The 26,759-nt window shown below is 38.1% G+C and carries 16 protein-coding genes and 1 pseudogene; 3 read left to right on the top strand and 14 right to left on the bottom strand.

Annotation, left to right across the window (positions count from 1 at the left end; translation table 11 throughout):
* Positions 1 to 14 precede the first annotated feature (14 nt).
* The 9 genes and pseudogenes from G6N06_RS03270 to lysA all read right to left on the bottom strand — a co-directional run.
* Positions 15 to 860 carry a hypothetical protein gene (locus tag G6N06_RS03270; RefSeq protein WP_240337956.1) on the bottom strand — a complete coding sequence of 282 codons (846 nt, stop codon included), beginning with the start codon at positions 858 to 860 and terminating at the stop codon, positions 15 to 17.
* Between the two features lie 210 nt (positions 861 to 1,070).
* Positions 1,071 to 2,003 (bottom strand): nuclear transport factor 2 family protein, encoded by a 933-nt coding sequence (locus G6N06_RS03265; protein ID WP_163514628.1) that lies wholly within the window; start codon positions 2,001 to 2,003, stop codon positions 1,071 to 1,073.
* Positions 2,004 to 2,109: 106 nt separating this feature from the next.
* On the bottom strand, positions 2,110 to 3,042 hold the full coding sequence (locus tag G6N06_RS03260) for an NAD-dependent epimerase/dehydratase family protein (protein ID WP_163514627.1): 933 nt from the start codon (positions 3,040 to 3,042) through the stop codon (positions 2,110 to 2,112).
* A gap of 359 nt (positions 3,043 to 3,401) precedes the next feature.
* The gene (locus tag G6N06_RS03255) at positions 3,402 to 3,905 is read right to left on the bottom strand and encodes a nuclear transport factor 2 family protein (protein ID WP_163514626.1); all 504 of its coding nucleotides are present in this window, start codon (positions 3,903 to 3,905) and stop codon (positions 3,402 to 3,404) included.
* 104 nt (positions 3,906 to 4,009) lie between these two features.
* Entirely contained in the window at positions 4,010 to 4,765 is a 756-nt protein-coding gene (locus G6N06_RS03250) for a hypothetical protein (protein ID WP_163514625.1), read from the bottom strand.
* Positions 4,766 to 4,932: 167 nt separating this feature from the next.
* Positions 4,933 to 5,676 (bottom strand): LytR/AlgR family response regulator transcription factor, encoded by a 744-nt coding sequence (locus G6N06_RS03245; RefSeq protein WP_163514624.1) that lies wholly within the window; start codon positions 5,674 to 5,676, stop codon positions 4,933 to 4,935.
* Positions 5,676 to 7,595 carry a tetratricopeptide repeat protein gene (locus G6N06_RS03240; protein WP_163514623.1) on the bottom strand — a complete coding sequence of 640 codons (1,920 nt, stop codon included), beginning with the start codon at positions 7,593 to 7,595 and terminating at the stop codon, positions 5,676 to 5,678. The genes G6N06_RS03245 and G6N06_RS03240 overlap by 1 nt, the downstream gene beginning before the upstream one ends.
* A gap of 115 nt (positions 7,596 to 7,710) precedes the next feature.
* Positions 7,711 to 8,754, bottom strand: a complete 1,044-nt coding sequence (locus tag G6N06_RS03235; RefSeq protein WP_163514622.1) for an AI-2E family transporter — start codon at positions 8,752 to 8,754, stop codon at positions 7,711 to 7,713.
* Positions 8,755 to 8,859: 105 nt separating this feature from the next.
* A pseudogene (gene lysA, locus G6N06_RS03230) lies at positions 8,860 to 10,071 on the bottom strand (diaminopimelate decarboxylase); the annotation flags it as partial.
* Between the two features lie 258 nt (positions 10,072 to 10,329).
* Here lysA and sucC point away from each other — a divergent pair.
* Positions 10,330 to 11,520 carry an ADP-forming succinate--CoA ligase subunit beta gene (gene sucC, locus G6N06_RS03225; protein ID WP_163514620.1) on the top strand — a complete coding sequence of 397 codons (1,191 nt, stop codon included), beginning with the start codon at positions 10,330 to 10,332 and terminating at the stop codon, positions 11,518 to 11,520.
* A 325-nt stretch (positions 11,521 to 11,845) separates the two neighbouring features.
* On the opposite strand, the gene G6N06_RS03220 is transcribed toward sucC, so the two are convergent.
* Both G6N06_RS03220 and G6N06_RS03215 read right to left on the bottom strand, forming a co-directional pair.
* Positions 11,846 to 12,103 (bottom strand): DUF1456 family protein, encoded by a 258-nt coding sequence (locus tag G6N06_RS03220; RefSeq protein WP_163514619.1) that lies wholly within the window; start codon positions 12,101 to 12,103, stop codon positions 11,846 to 11,848.
* Positions 12,104 to 12,225: 122 nt separating this feature from the next.
* On the bottom strand, positions 12,226 to 13,032 hold the full coding sequence (locus G6N06_RS03215; RefSeq protein WP_163514618.1) for an alpha/beta hydrolase: 807 nt from the start codon (positions 13,030 to 13,032) through the stop codon (positions 12,226 to 12,228).
* 267 nt (positions 13,033 to 13,299) lie between these two features.
* On the opposite strand from G6N06_RS03215, the gene G6N06_RS03210 reads away from it, so the two are divergent.
* Positions 13,300 to 13,701 (top strand): TerB family tellurite resistance protein, encoded by a 402-nt coding sequence (locus G6N06_RS03210; RefSeq protein WP_163514617.1) that lies wholly within the window; start codon positions 13,300 to 13,302, stop codon positions 13,699 to 13,701.
* A 128-nt stretch (positions 13,702 to 13,829) separates the two neighbouring features.
* Here G6N06_RS03210 and uvrB read toward each other — a convergent pair whose 3' ends face one another.
* Entirely contained in the window at positions 13,830 to 15,833 is a 2,004-nt protein-coding gene (gene uvrB, locus G6N06_RS03205; protein WP_163514616.1) for an excinuclease ABC subunit UvrB, read from the bottom strand.
* 231 nt (positions 15,834 to 16,064) lie between these two features.
* Between uvrB and G6N06_RS03200 the strand changes: the two genes are divergently transcribed.
* Positions 16,065 to 16,595: a lipid-binding SYLF domain-containing protein gene (locus tag G6N06_RS03200; RefSeq protein WP_163514615.1), complete on the top strand. Its 531-nt coding sequence runs from the start codon at positions 16,065 to 16,067 to the stop codon at positions 16,593 to 16,595.
* Positions 16,596 to 16,769: 174 nt separating this feature from the next.
* On the opposite strand, the gene G6N06_RS03195 is transcribed toward G6N06_RS03200, so the two are convergent.
* Positions 16,770 to 21,623, bottom strand: coding sequence for a T9SS type B sorting domain-containing protein (locus G6N06_RS03195; RefSeq protein WP_163514614.1), 4,854 nt, complete (start codon positions 21,621 to 21,623; stop codon positions 16,770 to 16,772).
* Between the two features lie 154 nt (positions 21,624 to 21,777).
* Positions 21,778 to 26,604 (bottom strand): T9SS type B sorting domain-containing protein, encoded by a 4,827-nt coding sequence (locus G6N06_RS03190; RefSeq protein WP_163514613.1) that lies wholly within the window; start codon positions 26,602 to 26,604, stop codon positions 21,778 to 21,780.
* Positions 26,605 to 26,759: the final 155 nt, after the last annotated feature.

Here is a 26,759-nt window from a genome sequence, read left to right as displayed (position 1 = left end):
TAGAAATTCAACAATCAGTTTCGTGTTGAGACATCAACTACGCCACTAATGCCACTAAGCTCAGGAAGGAAAATCCAAAGTTCAGTTTCAACACCATCGGTAACAGCCATCCAATCGTTTAAAAATTGCCCCCAACTGTCTTTTCCATATACGCTTTCATATTTGGTGACAAAGCCATGGTCCTCACCCAACCAAGCCGATTTATCATAGAATGAAATTACCGTCAAATCGCGCCCTTCCTTGGTGCTTGGAAATTCATTGGTATAAATACCATAGGTCTCATCGGGACTTTTGTCAACATATACTTGATGTACTTTTTCAACCAATTTTTTGGCTTCAGCCATTTTGCCACGCTTAACATCCCAGTAATCTACTTCCATGTTTTTAATGGTGAAGTTTTTGGGGAATCTTGACATTTCAGCCTGAAAACGCCAGTAACTCTGGGTGCCACTTTCAGTTGTTGTGTACTGCGCTACATTCATATTCCAATCGGCATCGTGGCCTTCTTTTTGAGCAGGTCTATTATCTAAAGAGCTCCAAGGAAAAGGACCCATAACCCAAACATAACTTCCAGTTTTTGGTCCGTTGTTAATCCAATACACACGTACGCCATAAGGACCATCACCATGGTATTTTTTGTTGTGCGCCGCAAGGCCTTTTTCAAACTGTGTTACCTGAGCGGGATTGGGCGTTAATATTGCATTTTCGAAAACGCCGTATTCTGTGCTGTTTTGTGATAGTGCCAAAAAGGGAATTAAAAGCATGGTAAAGATTGATTTTTTACTCACCGCCCAAATAGTGTTGTTTTGCTGGTTCCCTAAAAGTCGGGACGATCGGTATTTCTTATTCAAAAATTTCATAATGTTTAAATTTGTGTTTGCCAATGACAAACTGATTAAAATTGCATTGTTATATTTTATTCCTACCGGTGGGTTTTAACACCCTGAGGCTGAACTCCATTGAAAGAACAATTCCTCATTCATACTTCGTTGGTTTTCCCGCTCTTGCCGGTCGGACGGACCCCAAGGTTCTTGATTAAATCTGAAGTTTAACGCGAAGTCCTTGGTTGATCAATCCAACAACTTTGGGTTATAATAGGCCAATTCCGAAATTATTTTTCCTTCCTTGTTAAAATCGTGGATATAATGGATAGGCATGACGATTGCTTTTTTGTCCGATTTGCGGACAATGTTAATGTTCCACCAGGACTGGACTACCCGGGCATCTCCCATTTCATAATGTAAATAATCGGGATAGCCCACTACATCTACACTTGTAATTTCATAGTTGTCAAAAATTTGTTTATCAATGACTTTTTGTTCAGCTAAAGATTTACCTTCAAGAGTGGGGGAGCTTGAGTCCAAAAATCTTGCTTTTTCATCATAAAAACTATAGGCCTTGTCATAATCCTTCTTCTCAAAAGCATACATCATTTTCCGAATGGTATTGATGTTTTCATGATGGTTGTAGATGGTTCCGTTGGTTCTGTCAGCAAAACTGGACTGTATTTCGTCAATGACCCTTCCATTTCCGTAGCTAATGATCATTTTGATCTTATTGTCTTTGGTAAGTGTATATAGCCTATGGGCTGCCGCGTCAATTTTTACACCGGTATTTTTTTGGACCCCCTTTAGCAAATTCCAGGTCTGTACCCAAACCTCGCCATCTGGGTTATCTTTTTTGTATTCAATGGCATCTGCATAAGATCCTGGAAAATCTTCTATGGCATAATAATCCAATTGGTTGTGATACACCATTTGATTGTTAAGGAATGCTTCTTTGTCCATTCCCTTGTCATTTTGATTGGTGGAAGTTCCGTTGTAAGCTTTAAAGTCATTAGTTAAATAGCTCGCCATTTTTGATCGGTCACCAGCAACCGAGGCTTTTACAAATTCATGTACAACATCGATGGCAGGATGTTCAATATAAACGGTTCCATTCTTTTTTTGCGCGTAGTTAATAAACACTGATAGCATCATTACTATAAGGACTATTTTTTTCATGATTTTTGATTTTTGTGTTCGGCATTGACGAACGGGTTAGTATTGCATTTTAATATTTGATTTTTTAGATCCATTTGTTTCAACCGAACAGGTTTTCGTTGATTTTTTAAAATTCTGCCAATGTCCTCTTGACGGGCTTGAAAGTCATCCCCAGATCGCGTTGTGCCATGTTGTTTTGATAAATTATTTTTGGTTGTTTGTTTGGGGACAGACCGTTGAGCATCAAGGCCACATCAGATACTGAATAGGTTTCACTGGAGAGCAAATAATTTTTACCGTGTAATCCTGAAATGGTAGCGGCTTTATAAATGCTTTCGGCTACATCCCTAACATCCACAATCGCAAATTCTGCATTGGTGTCGTAAAGCATTTGTACAAACGGATTTGGTGCAAGATGGTTTTTGATTAGAAACTGAAGTCCTGTTGATGTAGAATCATCTCTTTGTGACATCGACTTCCCAAACACGGCTACAGGCGATACACTTGTAATTTCAATATCGAGATTTGGATGCTCTGCAATAAAATCATTTACTCGTTGATTGGCTATGAATTTAGCTTGGGCATAAGGATGGCTTTCTTTACTCAAAAATGGGGCGTCACTTTCACTGAAGGGGTCTGATGCTGATTTCCCGCCTGCTGGCAAAGGAAAGTTCGTATTCCATGCTGCAACCGAAGCAATCAACACTACTTTTTTGATGGATGGTGATTCAGAAACAACTTCTAAGAAATTTTCGGTACCCTCTATAGTTGGATCAAAAAGCTCTTTCTTTGGGTCCTCAACGTCCAGTTGAAACGGAGTGCCCCCATGGATGACAATATCACAATCTTTGACGAATTCCTTTAATTGTTTTTTATTTTCCACATGGAGCTCACTGATGTATAAATGGTCGGATTCTGGCAGTTCCATCAAGTGTTGATACTTTTCTTGTTTGGATATGTCTCTTGCAGAAACTATCGCCTGAAAACCATTTTCCAAAAACTGTTTTGTGATATGGCTCCCTATAAATCCAGATCCGCCAATTATGCCTACTTTTTTCATATTTATAACCCGAGATAACGGGTGTCTCCTTTTAGTTATACTTTACTTTGTTAGAGTCCGAATAACTATCAAGAAGGACTCTGGAATTTTGGTTGATTGTTTATAAAAAAAACTCGCATTCCCGTTCCGATGGGAATGAAATCGGTGAGGCTAAGCCAATAAATACAGGCAGGTGCAATTATGTCAGGTTGACTAACTATTAAAACGCTAAAACGAATAACCTAAAAAACACAATTGCAATAAACTATCTCCACAATTCCGCTCTGCCTGCTTTAAGGACTCTTAACTTCTTGAAGCTCTTTATATTTTGAGCTTACAGATTTTTGAGGGGTCTCTTTAAATGTTGGTAGTCAGGGCTTTTATTCAGCTGGTATATTCTTGGCTGCCTCTATTTCCTGAAGGTTCATGACTACTGCTGTTGGGTCCCAGTACCCATATTCCCTGACAATTTTACCCTCTACAAACCTATAGGTTAAATGAATAGGCATCTTTACTTCTTCGCCGTTCCCAGCCATGATAGCTTCCCAATCCAACCAACAGTTTACCCAAGTTTCTCCGTCATCGGTGACTACCATTTCATATTCCTGATCTTCGTTCCTAAATCCTCTACTGGAATAATTGGCATCATTTGCTTTGTGATATGCCATAGTTTCAGATGGAGACATAAATCCATCCCGCGTATTGAAATAGGTTTTGGACGTATCTGCATAAATACTGGCATCGTACATTTTATTATTGTAGTTATTAATGGCTGTTTTAACCGTTTCAATCTCTGGCGAGTTTTGTGTATAGCGTGTGGCCTGTTCGTTGCAAGCCGTGAAGAGGGCTATTGCAAGTCCTATTACTATTAGTTTTTTACCCATGACGTTTTTTGTTTTTACTTTGTTGATGATTATTTGAAAAATTCATTGATGTGGTTATAAAGCTTTGTACTATAACAATTCGGCAAAATTTAGAGATTGGCTTTTTAATTGTTGGTATAACTCAACTCTGGTTTCATTTCACCAGTTTTTAATTCGTATCTGTCTAAAAGCATTGACATTTCTGTGAATAATTTTTTACCTTCTTCACCCAGAAGTACATCGTTTTGATCGGATGTCATTGAATACGATTGTTCATCTTTTGCGGAAACAGTGGCAAGAAAATAATCTCCCATGGTCCCAAATCCACTCCGATAAATTCTAAAATATTCCTTTGAGCCTTTCTTTTCGTACAGGTTTTTTATCTCCTTTATTTTTGATCTAAGCGCTGCTACATTACTAGGTGTAACATAAAGAAAATGCCATTTACGGTAGTTCTGCCCGGGTGTATCAGGTGTCAATCCATTGGGCATATAGGATAGATCTGAAATCAAATGGACTATATAGTCACCATGTTGGTCATAACACTCATTAAATCGTTTGAAGATATCCCTAAATTTTTCTTCTCCCATTTTTTCCATGAGAGGTGCTAATGGGTTTTTATCAAGATCGGCCATATTGGCAATTGGTGTAATGCTCAAATAGGTGCCATCGTCCACGCGAGCTGTTGACCAATTAGAATCTTTCAGGTCGTGTTTTTTACAAGCTTCAATAAAGTCTTTGGTGACTTGTTCGTACATAGCTTGTTTAGAGGGTTTTACTTGGTCAGCATGGATCCAGAAGGATTGGTTTTGAGAATTCGAATTTGTTGAAGAAAGTATTAGCAGGATTGCCAATGCGATGGTGGTTTTAAAAGTTTTCATTGTAACTGTATTTATTTGGTTAATTGTTGTTATCCTAAATTATATGGTAACTAAATAATTGATAATCACAGTGAAAACAAACCGATGTAGGACGAAACGTCCTAATTTATGTCCGAAGGAATTAATTGGTTTATCGGAGATATAAAGAGAAAAGAAGAAGGATGTTACTATATGGTGTGCAATCTGTTCAGCAATTCCTCTTTTAAGGCTTTGCTTACGGGAATGGCTTTTCTGGCAATCACGATATGGCTGGTGGCCACTTCATCAATTTGGGAAAGATTGACGATGAAGGAGCGATGGACTCTTATGAAATGACGTTGCGGCAATTTTTCATCCATGTCTTTAAGCGTCATGACCAAAAGATATTCCTTGTCTTTTGAATAAATGCGACAATAATTGCGTTCGGCCTCAATATATAAGATGTCTTTAATATCGACTTTGACCATTTTCTCATGATGTCGTACAAAAATACAGTCACTTAAAATAAACGGGGCGGTATTGGCCATCGTGGCATTGCTTTCGGTGTCCTCTCGACAGTGAACTTGGCTAATGGTTAATTCAATTGCTCTTTGAAGATCTAATTTTTTGAAAGGTTTTGAGATAAAGGCATAGGGATGGGTAGTCTTTGCTCGATTAAAGTTTACGTCATCTGCATTCGCCGTGAGATAAATGACTGGAATGTCGTAATCGTTTTGCATCATCTTTACCGTGTCGATACCATCGATATCTCCCTTAAGTGAGATATCCATCAGCACGATATCTGGTTGGTTGTGTTTGATACTCTTTAATGCTTCATCTCCTCTGGGAATAATTCCAGTAACTTCATAGCCCAACGCGTTAAGTTGAATTGAGATATTGGAGGCAATGACCATTTCATCTTCTACAATCAATATCTTTACTTGTTGTCCCATTATGCGGCGGGTTTAGTTTTAAATTGAAACAAAATTGAGGTGCCATTATCATATTCTTCGATCATATTTCCTTCCAATTGTTGGGTCAGCAACTGAATCAGTTGGGTTCCAAAACCGGTTCCTTTTGCAGATGATGCTACACGTTTACCAATGCCATTATCTGCTACCTTTAAGGTCAATGTCTCTGGAGATGATTGCGATAGACTAATTAGTATGTTTCCTTTACCATTCTCTGGAAAGGCGTATTTCAGAGCATTTGTGAGCAATTCGTTTACGATCAATCCAATTGGGACGGCGGTGTCGACATCCAATTTTAAACGATCCATCGCACATTCTATTTTCACTTTATCTTCAGCGTTAAAAGAGTCTAAAATACCTTCACTGAGATTCAAAAAATAATCTTTCATTTCAATGCTCTTCAAATTTTCACCTTGATATAATTTCTGATGGATGATTCCCATAGACTGAACACGGTTTTGACTGGCGATCATTGCTTCCTTGGTTTTTGAATCTTCAAGCTGTTCCGATTGAAGGGCCAATAGACTTTTGACAAGTTCGAGGTTGTTTTTGACCCGATGGTGGATTTCTTTGATCAAAAGTTCGTTTTGTTTGTTTTTAGTGTCCAATTCCAAATTTAATTGCTGCAACTTTTGATTCTTTTTTTGGCGTTTTTTGTAGTAATAGAATAACCCAAAAAGAATAAAAGTCAGTAATGAGGAAAGAATAATATATAAAACTTTGGTTTTTTTCTGTTGGTTGATAGTAGCGTTCTGCAGTTCGATGGTGGCGTCTTTTTTTTCCGTTTCAAACTGGGTGAGTAGGGTTGACATAGTTTTGTCACTTTCCATTTTAGCAGTGCTATCTCTCATGGCACGTGCTTTTCTCTCAAATTCCAATGCTCGCGGATAATTGCCCAGTTTTTCATAAATACTGCTCACGTGTCCATAGTTTTCGGTCAAATTGGAGACGTCACCTTCGGCTTCTTGTAAGGCTACGGTTTTTAACTGATATGTTAAGGCGTCTTCGTAATTGCCCAAAAGCAGATTCACTTCGCCCAAATTCGCTATTATCACATACATGGCATTTTCGTAATTGACTTCTTCTGCCTTGGCATATGCACTTTTATACTCCTTTAAAGCTTCTTCATAGTTGCCCATTCGCTTCAGGGCATTCGCGCGATTATTGGTGAAATTGATGATGTCATAAATTGAAAAGCCAAGTGATTTTGCCAGGGTAAGTGCTTGGTCAAAATAATCATAGGAGGCTTTGAAATTGCCCATGGCCATATAAGTGTCTCCAGCTGAGGTATAGGCGTAAACCAATTCTTCATTAAATTTATTCTTCTTAGAGAGCTCAATTGTTCTGAGTGCGTATGCAAGAGCTTCGTTATGCCTTCCCTGTTTGTTTAAATCCTCTGAAATTCTCGAGTAGGCTCCGGCAATCCCCAATTTATCGTCTATGGATTCCATGAGCTTTAATGCATCAAGATCTGCTTTGAGCGCGAGTTCTATTTCGCCTCTGCGTTTATGGACCCATCCAATTTTAAAAAGTGTAGTGGCTTGGCCTTTTTTATTGTCTATTGCTGTATAACCTTTTAAGGCCTTGTCGAAATTGCTGGATGCCGAATCCAATTCCAAGAGATTGGCGTGCATCCTTCCCTGCATTTCGTAAAACTGGGGTTGCCACACGTTGTCATTTGTTTGGATGGCCAATAGAACACCTTGTTTGGCGTATGTCTTTGCTAATTTCATGTCAAATTGGAAAGCCAAATCAACCATCTCATTGAGCAATTGTAATTTTATGGGATTGTTTTTTTCTTTTTCTAATAATTGTGACAGACTGTCGAGCGCTTTGTTTTGAGAGAAGCAGAACGCTGCACTCAAGAAAAGTGTAATGAAAACAATAACAGGTTTTAACATATAAGTCTTTGTAGGATGCTATATAAAGACCTGAGGAAAATCGATATGCTAAATTTAGTGATTTTTTTTTTAAGAGAATTAAAAATCGATGATTTTATGAGGCTTTTAAAACCATTTAAAGAGTTTTTGTTTCTGTATCCGTATCTGTTTCCGGTTTTCCGTACTCTCGTCTGTAGATGCTTACCAAAGCCATAAACAGACTGATCAATAAGGGTCCAAAAATCAATCCGATAAAGCCAAAAATAGGAACACCGACAATAACTCCAATCAAAGTAATCAGTGGATGGACATCATCTAACTTTTTGAGCACATATAGCCGGATAATATTGTCAGTAGAACCTACCACAACGAACCCATATATTAAAATACCCCAAGCTTGAAAAGTTTCACCTGATGAAAGACTAATTAAAAACACCGGTAATATACCAACAAGCGTTCCTACAAAAGGAATCATAGAACCAATAGTAACAATTATAAACCAGAAAAATGGCTCTTGAACACCAAAAATCAAAAAGCCAATAAGGGCAATTATACCTTGGGCCAAGGCAACTAGTGGGATTCCGATGGCATTGGATCGCACCATGGCTTGGACTTCTAGACCTATTTCTTTTAGATTGTCCTTATCTAAAGGAATATATTCTGTTAAGGATTCACGCAATTCCCTTCGGTTGGTCAACATATAATAGAGCATGAAATACATCAGGCCAATGGCGATGAAGGCATTAAAAGTTCCACCTACCACGTTTTGTAAATTTGTGGACACCCATCCAGTTATGGCTGTAGTATCAATTTTTGAAGCAATATCAAAGCCCATATAATCTTGAACAATGCTCAACTGATGTTTAAAAGCGGTCACTACTTGTGCACTATTATTTGCCGCTCTCCCAATTTTATTGCTCAACATCCATATAATACCTGTGAGAGGAACAAGGATCCCGATAAAAGATAAAAACATGATAAGAAAGGCGGCCAAAGATGCGTTCCACTTTTTGGTTTTGACCAAATACGCCATCCATTTTTTGAAAAGAATATAAATGGTTATAGCTCCAAGAACCCCCGTAAGATATGGCAACATTTCCCGAAATATCAGGCTTCCCATGAATAGAATGAGAAGTATTACAAAAATTTGACGGATTAATTTAACGGGTATTTGGTTCATTGTGAGTTGTTTATATTGAGAATGCCGATTGCGATATCTTTCATTTATATATACAGCAAGTTTCTGCTATTCCGCCGGGAAAACAAATCGCAGATAGAAAATTTTTTAACTCAAATCAATCTCAACTTGGTTTCTTAGGATATCGTCAAAAGTTTCACGTTTTCTGATCAAATGTGCTTTCTTATTGTGCCAAAGTACTTCCGCAGGTTTATAGCGGGAGTTGTAATTGCTGGCCATGCTAAAACAATAGGCGCCTGCATTTTTAAAACAAAGGATATCGCCTTCACTAATTTCGTTAATTCGGATGTTATTGGCAAATGTATCAGTTTCACAAATATAACCTACCACCGAGTAAAAACGCTCACGGCCAGTAGGATTGGAGATATTGATAATTTCGTGCTTTGACCCGTAAAACATTGGTCTTATTAAATGATTGAAACCAGAGTCAACTTGTGCAAACACGGTAGAGGTGGTCTGTTTAACTACGTTGACCTTTGTTAGAAAAACCCCCGCTTCACTCACTAAAAATTTTCCAGGTTCAAAAGTCAGTGTTAATTCCCTTCCATATTTTTTACAAAAACTGTTAAAACGTGCCGTTAATTTTTGACCCAATTCTTCAATATTGGTTTCTATGTCGCCTTCTTTATAAGGTACCTTAAATCCTGATCCAAAATCAATGAATTCTAAATCCTTAAAATTTAAAGCGGTGTCAAATAAGATTTCGCTGGCATGAAGAAAGACATCAATATCCAGAATATCACTTCCGGTGTGCATGTGAATGCCGTTGATATTCATTCTTGTGTTTTCTATAATTCGCAATAGGTGCGGAATTTGGTGGATTGAAATCCCAAACTTGCTATCAATATGTCCCACGGAGATATTGGTGTTGCCACCAGCCATCACATGGGGATTGATTCTGATACAAACAGGTGTTTTCGGATATCGGGTCCCAAATTGCTCTAAAATGGAGAGGTTATCGATATTGATCTGAACTCCAAGTTTTGCCGCCATTTCAATTTCTTCAAGAGAAACGCCGTTGGGTGTGTAGATAATTTGATCTGGAGAAAATCCAGCTGTCAAACCTAATTGGACTTCCTGAATAGATACCGTATCCAAGCCAGACCCTAAGGTTTTCATGAATTTTAGTACAGATATATTGGATAAGGCCTTAACAGCATATTTTATTTTTAAATTTTTAACCTTATTAAATGCAGCCGTTAAGCGTTTATATTGCGCTGCTATTTTTTCTGTATCATAAACGTAAACTGGACTGTCAAAGTCTTTTGCAATCTGAAGTAAGGTTTTTTGTTCCATTTTTAAATTTAAATTATAATCGCGGTAAAGCTAAATCCTTTTTTTTATTCAAGCTAAAGAAATACTCAAAAGTGACACAACTTCTTATAAAATGAATTCAATCATCGCAAACAATACTCAAATTTATTGGTTAAAAGATTTATGTTGATTACTTTTGTGGCCATTAATTTCTTGGATATTTGAAAGAAATTAAAGACAATTTTAAAATATTCCTCGTGATACCTATTGGGATTGAGGAAATGACAAAATAAACATTTAAAGATGAATTTACACGAGTATCAAGGAAAAGATATTTTAAGCAGTTTTGGAGTACGTATCCAACGTGGTATTGTCGCAAAAAACGCCAACGAAGCTGTTGCAGCAGCAAAACAATTGACCACCGAAACCGGAACGAGCTGGTACGTGATCAAAGCTCAGGTCCATGCAGGTGGACGTGGTAAAGGCGGTGGTGTTAAATTGGCCAAAAACCTAAAAGAAGTTGAAGAAATTGCTGGTAAAATCATCGGCATGCAATTGATAACACCGCAAACTTCCGCAGAAGGGAAAAAGGTGCATCAAGTTTTGATAGCAGAGGACGTTTATTATCCAGGAGCAAGTGAAACTCAAGAATTTTATGTTTCGGTTTTGTTAAATAGAGGTACCGGACGTAATATGATCATGTACTCTACAGAAGGAGGTATGGATATTGAAACGGTTGCTGAAGAGACACCACATTTAATTTTTACGGAAGAAATTGATCCTGCAGTAGGCATTTTACCGTTCCAGGCAAGACGGGTGGCTTTTAATCTTGGGTTGGAAGGCAATGCCTTTAAAGAAATGACCAAGTTTATAACCAATCTTTATACGGCATATGATAAATCTGATTCATCATTATTTGAAATCAATCCTGTATTGAAAACGAGTGATGATAAAATCATTGCTGTAGACGCAAAGGTTACTATTGATGACAACGCCTTATACAGACATAAGGATTATTTGGATTTACGTGATTTACGTGAAGAAAATGCTATCGAAGTTGAAGCGGGTGCCTTAGGTTTAAACTATGTGGATTTAGATGGTAACGTTGGCTGTATGGTTAACGGTGCAGGCCTGGCCATGGCAACTATGGATTTGATCAAACAAGCAGGCGGAGAACCAGCCAACTTTCTGGATGTAGGTGGTACTGCAGATGCTGCTCGAGTTGAAGCTGCATTTAGAATTATCTTAAAAGATCCCAATGTAAAAGCAATCTTGATTAATATTTTTGGAGGTATTGTACGCTGTGACAGAGTTGCACAGGGGGTGATTGATGCCTACAAAAATATGGGAAATATCAACGTGCCAATTATTGTACGTTTACAAGGAACAAATGCTGATATCGCCAAACAATTGCTTGACGATTCAGGATTGGACGTTTTGAGCGCGACAGAATTCCAGGAAGCTGCTGATAAAGTACAAGCGGTTTTAGCTTAAATAGAAGATAACATTATATAATTTCAGACCTGACAGTCCCGATAGATATCGGGACTGTCAGGTTTTTTTAGTGAGACCCATACTCCAAAAGCCGAAGGCGCATTGGAGTATGCCGGTCGAACTAATCCCGCTTTTGGGGCGGGATGAAACCCCTGTCTGCCGACAGGCAGGAAAAACTCAAAAGCGAAGTTTATTGAGTCTGTTTGTCGTGAAAGTTATCGGGTTAGCAGAATTTACGTGGTGTTCTGCTAAGCGCATAGTGATTTGAAGCGTATTATAAATGGGAGTTTTTTTGTTGAACAATCTGCTTGTCACAAAATATTGTTTAATCCTCTTTTTTTGGCTTTCCTTTTTCACCTTTTGCAGGCATTGGTCCTCGTAAATGGATGACCAAACCATTTAGGAAATTGCGCAAAATCTGATCCCCGCACTCCATATATTTAGGGTGGTCCTCCTTTCTAAAGAAGGCACCTAATTCACTTTTTGAGATTCTGAAATCTACCAATTCAAGAATTTTTACGATTTCGTCATCTCTTAGCTTGAGTGCAACACGTAGTTTTTTGAGTATATCGTTATTTGTCATTCGTATATGGTTAATCTTTTAAAATATTAGTGATAAATTTAGTGATCCTTGAAAACTAATAAGCTAAATTTTTGATTTTTGTTATCCCGCCCGTACCGAAAAGGCACGTTCGGGCTAGGTTCTTAATCTCCAACCAGCCACTGATAGGCTTCAGGAAAATTTTGACGCCATAGTGCTTCATTATGTTGTCCACCTTCAATGATGATATTTTGAATATGATTTTCGGGAACTCCCTTTTTAAGCAAGAGTTTGACCATTTTATCTTGATCCGGTACCATTCCATCACCTTCCTTTGAGCCTACCAAAAAATAAAATCGCGATTTTGGGGACACGTCACTTTCAATTACAAAATCAAAAATACGATTACTGAACCAGAAAGACGGCGAAAATATCCCCGCGTTTCCAAAAGTATCTGGATATTTTATTAGGGCATAAAAAGAAAGGAGCCCACCTAATGAGGATCCAAAGATGGTTGTATGTATAGGATCATTTTTAGTTCGATAAGTAGAATCGATCTGTGGTTTTAAAGTGCTGATGATAAAACTTAGATAATCATCTGCTTTTCCACCTCCATATTTCTCATTGGGGAAAGGCGTTAATTCGTCCATGCGTTTTTCATTGCCATGTTCAATGCCTATAATGATTGCTTTGTCATCTGAGAGCGAATCAAGATACTCATCCACATTCCATTCCCCAGCATAGGAGGTCTCAGTATCAAAGAGATTTTGCGCATCGTGCATGTAAACCACAGGGTATTCTTTATTCGAATAGGAATATTCTAACGGAAGATAGACCCATATTTTTTTTTCGACTTGCAATTGCGGTGCATCTATATCAAATGTGGAGACCTGGAAAGAGGCACTACTTTGGGCATGACCAAGACTACATATTGCAAAACTGAAAAGGAATAATATATGACGAATTTTCATTGATGGACAAATTGAATGTGAGCTAACAAATTTATAAATAAAGGGCGATTGCCGTTCATCGAAACTACAGTTTGATTTGTGAAAAAATCGATGAAATGCATATATTTTTTAATTAACTGATTTTCAGAATGTTAATTGACTGAGATATATGAAGGTAAGAAAATGACGATGAATTACAGTTTATTTTTCGATATGCTACTCATTATCAACGATTATCAAAGTAATATTCTCTTTAACTTTATAAATGTTAATTAATCCCCCTCTTATATGATAAATCGTGTAGAAAAATTAAGCTTGCTTTCAGAAATGATCGCTTTTGCTCAAACGGATACTTCCATAAAGACCATAGAATATAAATTTCTTTTAGGCGTTGCCAAACAATTGGAAATATCACAAGAAGACCTTGTTTATTTGTTTGAATACCCTGTGAGTTATGTGCATTTGAAATCGCATAGCGAGCGGATTGTTCAATTTCATAGGTTGGTATTGTTGATGAATCTCGGTCAGAATATTACAAATAAGGAACTTGTTAAATTGCATAATTTTGGATTACGGATGGGGTTGAGCCACGAATCCATAAACCGAGTTCTCGATTTAATGGAAAGTTTTCCTGATAAAATCGTACCACCAGATTTCTTGATTGATATTTTTAAGGTTCAATATAATTAGTTTTTTAGTAGGTAGTGGGTAGTGGGTAATGGGCAGTCACAGTGACAATTTACATTAGATTGTTCTCCAGATATCGCAGAGACTCGCAGAGAAACTTTAAATTTCCTAACTCCTAACTCCTAACTCAATCACGCTTTCAACTCCTCCAATTTCCCTTGATACGCTTTAATATCGTCCCTCAATTGCGCTGCAATAATGAAATCTAAGGCTTTGGCAGCTTGTTCCATGAGTTTTCGCTTCTCGCGGATTTTCTTTTCCAATTGATCTTTGGTCAAGTATTGACTTTCAGGTTCTGCTGCTTTTATCGCTTCCAATTCATAGCTGTATGTGCTCACAGAATTCTTGGAAAGTGCATTGTCCAAACTCTTATTGAGCGCGGTAGGCGTGATACCATGTTTTGTGTTGTAAGCGATTTGTTTTTCGCGTCTGTAATTGGTGTCGTCAATGGTTTTTTGCATGCTATTGGTGATTCTGTCTGCATACATGATCGCTTTTCCGTTAAGATGCCTTGCAGCTCTTCCCACGGTTTGCGTTAAGGAACGATTGGATCTTAAAAATCCTTCTTTGTCAGCATCTAAAATAGCAACCAATGATACTTCTGGTAAATCCAATCCTTCACGTAGCAAATTGACGCCTACCAAAACATCGAATAAACCTTTGCGTAAATCTTGCATAATTTCTACACGTTCCAAGGTGTCCACGTCACTATGAATATAACGTACCCTGATCTGGATTCTGTCTAGATATTTGGTCAATTCCTCAGCCATTCGTTTGGTTAAGGTCGTTACCAAGATGCGTTCGTCTTTTTCCACACGTTGGTGAATTTCGTCAATCAGGTCATCAATCTGGTTCAGGCTTGGACGCACCTCAATAATCGGATCCAGTAAACCAGTCGGACGTATCACTTGTTCCACATAGACTCCATCACTTTTTTGCAATTCATAATCGGCGGGAGTAGCACTCACATAGATGACTTGGTTTTGCATCGCTTCGAATTCTTCGAACTTCAATGGCCTATTATCCATCGCGGCAGGAAGTCTAAACCCGTATTCCACCAAGTTTTCCTTTCGGCTTCTATCACCTCCGTACATGGCGTGGACTTGTGAAATGGTCACATGACTTTCGTCAACCACCATTAAATAATCATCAGGAAAATAGTCTAACAGACAGAAAGGACGTGTTCCAGGTAATCGTCCGTCCAAATAGCGCGAATAGTTTTCAATCCCAGAACAATAACCTAATTCCCGAATCATTTCAAGGTCAAATTCTGTACGTTCCTTTAAACGTTTTGCTTCCAAATGCTTGCCAATTTCCTTAAAGTAATCGTGTTGTTTGACCAAGTCATCTTGGATTTCCCTGATCGCTCCTTGAAGAACTTCAGGAGAGGTAACAAACATATTTGCCGGATAGATATTGATTTGTTCATACAGTTCTATGACCTTATTGTTCTGAATATTGAAAGCTTCTATTTCTTCAATTTCATCACTAAAAAAATGAACGCGCACGCCATAATCTGCATATCCAGGGAAAATATCGACCGTATCACCCTTTATTCTGAAATTTCCATGATTGAAATCGGCCTCCGTTCTTGAATATAGACTTTGAACCAATTGATGAAGCAATTTTGTTCTGGAAATGACTTGATCTCTTTTGAGCGTGATGACATTTTTTTGAAATTCCACTGGATTGCCAATACCGTATAAACAAGAAACAGAAGCCACCACAATAACGTCCCGTCTGCCTGACAGTAGGGAAGAAGTGGTGCTCAATCTCATCTTTTCAATTTCTTCATTAATGGAGAGATCCTTTTCTATATAGACCCCCGTTACAGGAATGTAGGCTTCTGGTTGATAGTAGTCATAATAGGACACAAAATATTCGACCGCATTTTCTGGAAAGAACTGCTTGAATTCGGAATATAGCTGTGCCGCCAAGGTTTTGTTGTGTGCCAAAACCAAGGTTGGACGTTGCACCTCTTCAATGACATTCGCCACTGTAAAAGTTTTGCCTGAACCCGTTACGCCCAATAAAGTTTGATATTTCTCGTTGTTTTCAATGCCTTTGGAAAGTTGCTTAATGGCTTGAGGCTGGTCTCCAGTCGGCTTGAACTCCGATTTGATTTTGAATTTCATTTTACAAATTTAACCAAAGTTTTTTGAAGAATAATGGCAATTTTAAATAACGTAGAATGAAGGGCTTAGAGCTGTTTGTGATGAAGCGTTTGGATTAATAATTAACCCATTTAGGTTAAATCTCTAAATGTTTTAAAATTATCTTTACTAAACCTTGCGATAAAAAATGCGTTCATAGAGCTGTTTTTAGTAAGGTAAAAATTTTAACAATTCTTAAAAAAAACAGACCATATGAAAACTTTAAAGCAATTTACTTTTGCCATTTGTATGTTGATTGCATTTGGCGCTTATTCACAAACCAAAAAGGACCAAAAGATCATGGCAGACGCCGATGAGGCAAAGTCGGCATTGATTAAGGCCGATCCGGGGCTTTCTCATTATTTTAACAATGCCGCAGGATATGTTTTATTTCCAAATGTTGGTAAAGGCGGATTTATTATAGGTGGTGCTTCTGGAAATGGAGTGGTTTATGAAAATGGTGTGGCCATTGGGATGGCAGATCTGAAAAAATTAGATATTGGACTCCAAGCAGGAGGTCAAGCTATCATTGAAGTCATATTTTTTGAAACCCCACTTGATCTCGATCGTTTTAAAAACGGCAACTTTGAGTTTTCTGCGGAAGCAACTGCAGTTGCTGTAGAATCTGGAGTTGCTGTAAATGCAGTGTATAAAGATGGTATTGCAACATTTGCTTTGCCTAAAGCTGGACTTATGGCAAGTGCTTCTGTAGGTGGTCAGAAATTTGGATATAAAGCATTTTAATAGCGTGGTTTAATGATACCAAAAAATCATTTTAATTGAAAGAAATGTCCGTGATAAGTTTTATTGTGGACATTTTTTTTATGAGGTCTTGGCTCGACCAAGGGGTTATGAACTAAGACACTGAACGTTTTCAGATATCCTAAGAAATAGAATGTTCAAATGATTTTTTTAACTTTAAAGCTTCAAAGCGAAATGCCCTTTCACTTCAAAAGTATTGTCATTTTTTTTAATTTTTCCAAAGAACCAATAATCTGATGAAGGCATTATACGTCCGTTATAAGTTCCATCCCAACCTTCAGAATCTGAAGTCAGGGTGGTGATAAGTTTGCCATATCGGTCAAAAATAGTGATTACACTTCCAGGTAAGGTTTCAATGCCACTAATATGCCAGGTGTCAAAATAACCGTCGTTATTTGGTGTTACGAATTTGGGAGCGTCAATGACTACCACTTCTTTTGTGGTTTTGGCACAACCATTTAAATCTATAATGGTAACGGTATGATACCCTAGGGTCACATTTTTGAATATATTGGATTCTTGAGGCGGACCATCATCTAAAATATAGAGATAATTGCCAATCCCGCTAATCGTGATTGTGATATTGTTTGGATCAGAAAAATCGACAGTTTCTGTGGCATCAATAGTTGCGGATTCAGAGGCTATGACCTGGAATTCTCGTGTTGATTGACACCCAAAACTGCTTGTAACCCTGACCGAGTAAGAGCCAATGCTTGTAATATCAATTTCAGGCGTTGTAGCGCCAGTTGACCAGAAGTACGTATCTGTAGGATTATTGGTGCTAGCATCAACAATTAATGGTGAATTGTCAATACATAGCACCTGGTCGGTAATGGTAATTACTGGTCTTGGGTGAACAATGGCTGAAAACTGTGTGGTACTATAACAACCAGTGACCACGTTGGTGACCCTTGCGTAAATAATTTGTGAGTCCGTTGCTGAATATAGATTTTCTAATGCATTGGTGCCTGAATTTGCTGCCCTTTGCGAAATGTGATAACTAACAGTGTAATGTATCGGATTTTGACCATTAAGGATGGTGGCGTTCTGTTCAGACAGATCAAAAGCGAAGAAACCATCAAAATCATCGTCACAATTCTCCAAATCATCTGGTGTATTTGCCACAGGTAAAGGCAATACGGTCAGCCGAAAATCATAAAATGAGATGCAACCTGTACTTATATTTTCCAAACGGGCATAGATCCGATCATTTGTGGTTGTGTAGGTGTAATCAGTGTTTAAAACGGAGGCATTGATGATGGCATCATTCTGAGATGAATAATAGCTGACAGAAATATCAGATTCTGATGTGATGAGGTTGTTTATGGTATTGAGATCAAAGCTGCTCTCAGGATTGGAACAAATTTGATGGCTTTTAAAATCGTTAATTGTAGGAGGCAAATTAACTTTTAAATTGATGGGCAAATTGACAAAGCAGTTAGAAACGGTATTGTTGATTTTTATATAAACCGTCTGTGTATTCGATATATTCGTATAATTTTCAGGATTCGGAATAATTTGACTGTCTGTTTCGGCACCTTCTAACGATTCGTGATAAGTAATTATAATATTGTCCTGTCTTAAGTCCAAAACTTCAATTTCTACAACGGATAAATCAAAAACGAGAAAGCCATCTCCGTCCGTGTCGCAATCAACTAAATCTGATGGCGTGGTCACTGCGGGTAATTGAACAACATTTATAGAGAATTTAGTAAGTGCATAGCAATAGGAGTTATTTTCGATACGTGCATAAATGGGTTGCGGATTGACATTGTTGGAAAAATTTGTTAAATCCGTGATGGGATTGAGATTGTCATTGGCATCTTCTTCGGAAGTGAAAAAGGTAATATCTATCGGTTCATTAATGTCTCTTGCAATTTCTGATAATTTGGCGTTTAAATCGAATGTCACAATCTCGTCGTTACTAAGATCATCACAAATAAATTCATCTTCCGGAGCATTAAACGGTGGCAGCGAGCCAACTTCCAAAATGAATGATGTTATACCAAAACATCCCGAATCTGTTATGGCTTCAACTCTTGCGTAAACCGTTTGTGGGCTTGAAATATTTGGGTAGGGAGCAAATTTATCTATGATATTAACACGATTGTTTGCATCTTCAAGAGTTCTAAAGTACAAGACCTGTTTTTCTCCCTGTCCATTTAAAATTTCATCATCTTTCTCATAAAAATAAAAATCCGCAATAGGGTTGCCCGCAGCTTCGCAGTTTTCGAAATTTGAGATATCGATAAACTGAGGCAGCGTATTGACATAAACATAAAGGTCGGCAATGCTAATGCAACCTGTGACATTATCTTCAACACGCACTGCAATGTACTGTGTTCTACTGTTGTAATTTTCAGGATTTGGAATGGGATTCTCTCCGCTAATTGCCAAATTGTAATTAGTATGAAATGTGATCGTCAATCCTGTAGTGTCTGCAACTAGTTCTGGAATTTTGTTTTCAAGATCCACAAAGTAGTAGCCATCCTCATCGTCATCGCAAATGATAATTTCGGCATCTCCAATAATTACAGGAGGTAATTCTATTTGAATGGTCAAGGCCGTAATATCATAACAGCTCGTTATGGAATTGGTCACACGGGCATAAATTGTTTGTGGGTTGCTTTCATTGTAAATATGTGGGTCTAACACATTTTCGTTGTTCAAGGCGTCTTCCTCGGTTTTGAAATACCGAACATTGGCGCCATTGACACCTTGACTTACATAAGAATTAATGGTTTCCAATAAAATATGGGCGACCCCGTCTTGATCTGTATCACAATAGGTCACAGGGTCAAGATTCGGAATTATTACTGGTGGGTTAACAATTAAGTTGATGCTAACAAAATTATCGCAACCGTCATTAGAAACTGTTAAATATAAAATGTGAGGGTCAGGTGAGATGTTGGAATTGACCGTATACGGCAGATTCTTATCGAGTGCATTTATATTGTTTTCCTGATCGGTTTGGCTTTCATAAAAACTAACCGTAAATCCCTCGTAGCCATTCAGAAGCTGGGATTCTATAGAGAGTAAATCAAAATCGACAATTCCATCCTGCGAAGGATCATCACAACCATTAAAATCGGCGAGTACAAGTCCGGTTTGTATGATATTGGTGTGTAACTCTATGGGAACAATGGTAAAGCAGCCTGTGACATTATCGACAATTTTTAAATAAATGGTTTGAAAATCAGCTACAATATTTTGATAATTGGAGGTGTTGGCTATAGGATTGATACCTGCTTCTGCATCTTCCTCTGATTCATAGAAGTTTTCTGGAATATCTGTCAGACCGTCCAAAAGATCATCTATTAAACTTGTCAAATCGAAGGTTTCAAAGCCTCCGCTTCCAGCTTCACAGGCATTAATGTATGGCCTATCAATTGCTGCATGTGGCGTGTTAAGAATTGTGACATCCAATGTTGTTGTATTGAAACATCCTGTATTGCCATCATAAACTCTTACATGAAATGTGTGATTTTGATTGCTGTTGGTGAAAGGGGACGGCACGGGATTATTTCCTGAGACAGCATCGATTGAATTAAAATGATAACTAACATATAGGTTGGGGGAGTTGTTCGTAAGCTGCGCATCCATCTGCCTAAGATCTATCCCAGTAATACCATCAGAATGGCCATCTGTATCACAAACTATCAGAGGATCAGGAGCTGTAACTACGGGGAGTGGATTGACTGTTAAACGCACTCCGGAAAATGTGAGGCAGCCATTGTCAACATCTTGAATCCTAATGAATACATTTTGTGGATTCTCCCTATTTTGGATAGGTGATACGATAGGATTGTTTCCAGCTTCTGCTTCTTCTAAGGTGAAGTGATAGGAGATGTTGTAATTTGATGGCGGCAACATTTTCAATACTTCAATGTTCTGGGAAGATAAATCGAAAACTTCGAGACCATCGTTTGAAAGGTCGTCGCACAGTCTATAATTTGGAATATTGGCTAGGAGTTTTTGTGCATTTAAGGTGATGAGAATATCATCTTCAATCTCGCACGTTTTATTATTAAGTTTAACACTTGCACGAACTTTATAGTTTCCTGATTGATTGACGGTGAGCGTAGGGTTTGTGGCACCATCTATTAGGGTACCGTTTCTGAACCATTTATAAGTTGCCAAAGGATTGTCAATACTACCATTTAATGTAGTTGAGGTTGCGCAGGTGAAAATGTCTGGGCCCAAGTTTACTGTGGCATTAAAACTATTGCCTTCTATAAAAACGGCAGAATCGTAAAATGGATCTTTTTGATCTGCAATCACTAATTTGATATGGTAGGCCACATTAGGTTTTATATTTGCCGTTGCATTAAGTATTGTTGTTCTTCCGTTATAATTAGAGTCCCCATCATTATAATCATGAAAATAGGCTAAATTTTCAGCGGGACAATACCCGACAATTTCTGGACGAATCGTGGTGGTGTTTACAGGTGTTGAAGTGCCGGGGATAAGGGCAATATTGGTATATGGATTTGGGGAGCCCGCTTCCTTAATTAAAAAAGCAAATCCGTCAGAATAGATGCAGGGATTGGTTCCTAAATATTCTTCAGATGCCAAAATATAATTGAACGAAATTTGGTTGGATGCAGATATAAAATCAAATTCGATGGACGTTGCGTTCATGGTTCTAGCAATGCCCAATGCCGCTTCCAAATCTGGGTCAGTGCCCCATGAAACAGTACCTTCATTTAGTGGATTTGTGTTTAGAGTATTGCCTGCAGAAAGAACATTGCCCGTGGTTAGAATGAGGCCATTTTGGAATGGAAAACTTGAATTTTCCTTTGTAAATCGTCCAAAACTCGGAATGTTATTTGACGAACCATTGACACGAGATGAAATATTTGAAATTTCAACGCATCCCTGACCAAGCGTATTTTGTATCAAGGCCTCCAAGGACATCGTGTTGCTGGTAGCAATCTGTTGAGCATAGAGCATACCACAGAAAGCTACAAATACAATGAAGCTCAGAAAAGTTTTGTTTAATATTAACATGGTACTTATAACAGAATTGAATGTGAACCTCGTAGTTAACAATCAATTACGGATTTTAAAAGTACCAAAAAAACACTCAATATTGTGAGTTTTAATGATGATATGAAAATTTTATAGCTGAAATATTTATTTCAATAGCATTTTGGTCTTTGATTTAGCGCTTTAGGGTAAAGTGTCCTTTAAGTTGAAAAGTGGTATTGTCTTTTTTGACATCAGCAACAAACCAATAGTCTGATGCAGGCATTTTGTGCCCATTATGGGTGCCGTCCCAACCCTTAGAGCTTGAGGTCAAATAGGCCAGTTGTTTGCCGTAGCGATCATAGATGTAAACGACGGTTCCCGGTAGGGTTTCAACACCTGTAATATGCCAAGTATCAAAGTAACCATCATCATTTGGAGTCATGAATTTTGGAGTATCGATGACCACGATTTCTTTGGTGACTTCAGAACATCCATTCAAATCAATAACCGTAATCAAATTGGGGCCAATGGGCACTCTTTCAAAAACATTTGATTCTTGAGGGTCTTTATCGTTTAACACATACAAATAGTTTCCAATCCCACTTATGGTCACGGTGATATTGTTAGGGTCCGAAAAATCAACAGTTTCTGTAAATTCGATGGTTGCGGCTTCTGACTCTATGACATTAAATGTCTGAGTGGTTTCACAACCAAATATGGTCGTCACGTTGACCCAATAAGTGCCGATTTCAGTGATCTCGATTTCTGGAGTCGTTTCGTTGGTTGACCATAGATACGTGTCATCCGTTCTATTGGTATTGGCGCTCACCAAAAGTGGTCCTCTGTCCAAACAAATAACCTGATCAGGAATATCCACTATTGGCAGAGGATGCACATAGGTTTGGAAACTTGTGATATTATAACAGCCCGTTGCATTGTTTTCGACTCTTGCATAAATGGTTTGTAAATCGGTTGCGTCATAAAAGGTGCTTAACGCATTTGAGCCGGTATGTGCTGCTTCGCTGGTTTCATAATAGGAAACTCGGAATTGTTCAGGGTTTTGGCTTCCCAAAATAAAGTCATTCTGTTGAGAAAGATCAAATGTGTACAATCCGTCAAAGTCGTCATCACAATGGTCTAAATCTGGAGCAGTGTTTGCAACCGGTAATGGGTCAATCTTTAAAGTAAACTGATGGGTTGTGAAACAAAGGGTGGAAGCATTTTCTATCCTGACATAAATTTTTTCTACCGCGGATTGATGGCGAAAGTTTTTGTCAAGGGCGTTGGTGGCATCCAATGCATCTTTTTTAGTTTTGTGGTATGAAATATTCACATTTGAAGTGTTTTCAACAAGTAATTCATCTACTTCTGACAAATCATATTCATGGGCTTCATTATCACAAATTGATAGACTTGTAATGGGATTAAATACCGGTGGTTGATTGACAACCAATTCCAACGGAATGGATAAAAAACAGTTTGAAATGCTATTGGTAAGTCGCACATAAACTGTTTGCGGATTTGAAATATTTTTGTAGGATTCAGGTATTGTAATAGGGTTGACCTCTGCCTCCAAATCTTCTGCAGTCTCATAGTAGGCAACGACAAGATTATTCTGTCGTACTTCCAAAATATCAATTTCAGATTGTCTTAAATTGAAGGTCATCTGGCCGTCATAATCCGTGTCACATTGAACGATTGGCTTTGACGGATTGGCATCTGGAGCTTTGATGACTCCCAAACTAAAGTCGGTTATGGACGCACAAATACTACCATTTTCAATGCGAGCATAAATCTTTTGTGGGTTTTTTGTGTTGGCATATTTTGTATTGAGAGGATTCACTGCATTCTGGGCATTGGCATAACTCGTATAAAACGTAATATGCAAATTATCCTCAATTCCTGCTGAGATTTCCGCGATTTTTTCTGATAGATTAAAAATTTCAGTGGAATCATTGGAGATATCATCACAGACAAACCAATCTGAGGCCACATTAAATTCTGGGCTTGTGCCTACTTCAATGTTGAAGGATGATGTTCCGTAGCAGGTCATATCTGAAGTGTTTTCTACCCTCACGAAAATCCTTTGAGGATTGCTGATGTTCTCGTAAATCTCCGTCTTATTTATCGCATTTGTTCTATTATGGGCATCTTCTTGGGTTAAATAATAAGACGCTACCTTGCCGTTTTGCCCATTTAAAATCTCAGAGTCTTTAGTTTTAAATATAAACTCTCCAAAACCATCACTGGGATTTTCACAATAGATGTAATCACTAATACTTGTAAAAACAGGTAAGGTATTGATGATAATTTTAATCGGTTCTATGGAATGACAACCGGTCAATTGGTTTTCAACCCGAGCGAATACGGTTTGTGTATTGGCATTATAACTGGTAATGTTGGTTATGGGTTCAGTATTGAGTTCGGCATGCTCTAATGATTTATGGAAAGAAAATGTCCTGTTATTTCTGTCCGTCACCAATTCGTTGATTGTAGTGCTTAAATCTATAATTTTAAAACCGTCTTGGTCATCATCACAAATGATGATTTCTTCAGGAGTAGTTGTTTCTGGTGCGGGAAGAACCGTAATTTCAAAACTCTTAATGTCTGAACAACCTGTCGCATTTGAAGTAGTTCTCGAATAAAGTCTTAACGGATTGATGGTATTCGTATAAAAATTTGGAAGGGCGTTGCTGTTATTATCAGCGTCCTCTTGAGTTTCAAAATAACGTACGGTATAACCATCTTCCCCATTGGTAATGGCACTTGAAAATGAACTCAAATCGATAGGAGTATAACCATCTTGGTCGTTGTCACAATAAGTTACAGATCCTATGGATGGGAAGTCGATGACAGGATTCAGCAATAATTGTATTTCTGAAATTTCCGTGCAACTACTGTTTTTTAAAGTAATGTATAGCGTTTTCGGAAATGCTGGTGGCATATATGGAAAAGCATGATTTAAGGCATTGGTTTGATTGGTTTGGTCTTCAATGGTTTCGTAAAATGTAATCGTCACATCGGGAAGATCATTGATAATCACTTCTGCAATGTTGTTCAAGTCAAATGACGGGAGATCTCCATCCTTAACGTCGCAAATAGAGAAGTCTTCAATGCGTGTGCCAGTCAATAGAAGGTTGGCATGAACCTCAAATGAAGTTACAGAAGCACATCCTGATTCATCATCGAGCACTCTAATGTACAAGGTTTGAAAACTTTGTTTCGTATTTGTATATGCTGAAGGATTAGGGATGGCATTGGTTCCGGATAATGCATCATCATAAATTTCATGAAACGTTACTGAAACACCAGTCAGCCCATTTAAAACATCTGGAGTGATATCGTTGAGGTTAAATTGTGAAAATCCGTCATGCTCAGGATCACAGGCGTCCAAATAGTGATCACCTGTATTAATGGCAGGTTTATCAAGAACTATTAAATTGAGAGTTGTGGTACTTGCACAACCAGTCTCAATATTGGAAACTCTTACAAATAGGGTTTCGTTTCTCGACTGATTGGTATATGGAGAAGCAATGGCATTGATGCCTTCATCTGCATCGGATTGGGTATGGTAATATGCAACAACTAACTCTGCTTGTCCGTTCGTGATTTCATCGTCTTTTTCGGTAAGGTCAATAGAAGACAAACCGTTTAAGCTAGGATCGTCACAAGCATATAAATCGGTTGGAGCTGTAATTTGTGGAAGCTGATGAACTACCAAATTAAAGGAAGCATAGGCCAAACAGCCATTGATTGTATCTTCAATTCTGACAAATATAGGTTGCGGATTGGTGGTATTAGTTATTGGTGCTGAAATAGCATTGCTGTTTTCGAGAGCATCCTCATTGGAATAATGATAGGAAATGGTGTATTCAGATTTAGGAACTGCTTTTAAAACATCAGCATTTTTAATATTAAGATCAAAAACCTCGAAACCGTCCCCAGACGCGTCGTCGCAAATGCCAAAATCTGAAATTTCTGAGGCCGTTTGGGTTGAACTTAAAACAAGGGCTACCCTGTCGTCAATGGTGCAGAAGCTATTTCCTAAAGGAATATCAATTTTTACCGTGTAAACTCCGGATTGAAGAGCTGTTAATGTAGATTGTGTTTCGCCAGGTAGAAGCTCATCATTTAAAAACCATGAATAAACCCCGTCTGGATTATCGATATTGCCATCCAAGGTTAAGCGATCGGCGCAGGTGGTGATGTCTTCTCCCAAGTCGACGACGGCCGAAAAACTATTTCCTTCAATAAAAACGGCAGAATCATAATTGGAATCGGTCTGATCAGCGATAATCAATTTGATATGGTAAACCACATTTGGGACCGTGTTTGCCGTGGCAGTCATCACTTTGGTTCGACCGTCATAGTTGGTGTCCCCTAAACCATAACCATCAAAATAATCTTCATTTGATGCTGCACAAAAACCAACAATTTCGTTATGAATGGTATTGGTGTTTACAGGAATATCGGTACCTGGAATAATGGCGATATTTTGGTATGGATCATTGGTCCCTGCACGTTTGATTAAGAACGCGAAACCATCTGAATAATCACAAGGATAGTTTCCATAATACTCTTCAGACGCTAAAATATAATTAAATTGAATTTGGTTGGAGAGTGATGAGAAATCAAATTCTATTACGGTGGCATTTAGGGTATTTGAAATACCTAAAGCTTCTTCAAGATCTGGATCGGAAAGCCAGTTGCTATCGCCATCATTTAAAGTTTTATCATTCTTCTTATTACCCGCTGAATCTGCTTTTCCGGTAGAGAGAATTATTCCATTTTCAAACGGAAAATTAGAGTTGCCACGCTCAAAATATCCAAAGCTTGAAAAACCGTTGATCGAGCCATTTATGGGTGAAGCCACATCGGAAATCTCGACACAACCCTGAATTAAATGGTTTGCAATCAGTTGATCCGGATCGACTTGGCTATCAATCGATATTTGCTGACTAAATACCTGGTGGCATAAAATACATGCAAAAGCAAGGAGGGAAATTCGGAAAGATTTCATTCTTTATAGGTTAAGTTTAGTCGGGAGAGAATTCATCTTTAGGGGAATGAAATCTCAGTATCATTTAATTGGGCCCGAAAAATAACCAATTTTTAGACGAAATACAATAAAACACGATGAATTACAATAAACTTTAACTTTGATTGGGAATTCAG

Source organism: Gelidibacter japonicus (assembly GCF_010725055.1).
GTDB lineage: Bacteria > Bacteroidota > Bacteroidia > Flavobacteriales > Flavobacteriaceae > Gelidibacter > Gelidibacter japonicus.
Note: the sequence above shows the minus strand (reverse complement) of the source record. Positions and strands in the feature narration are given on the sequence as shown.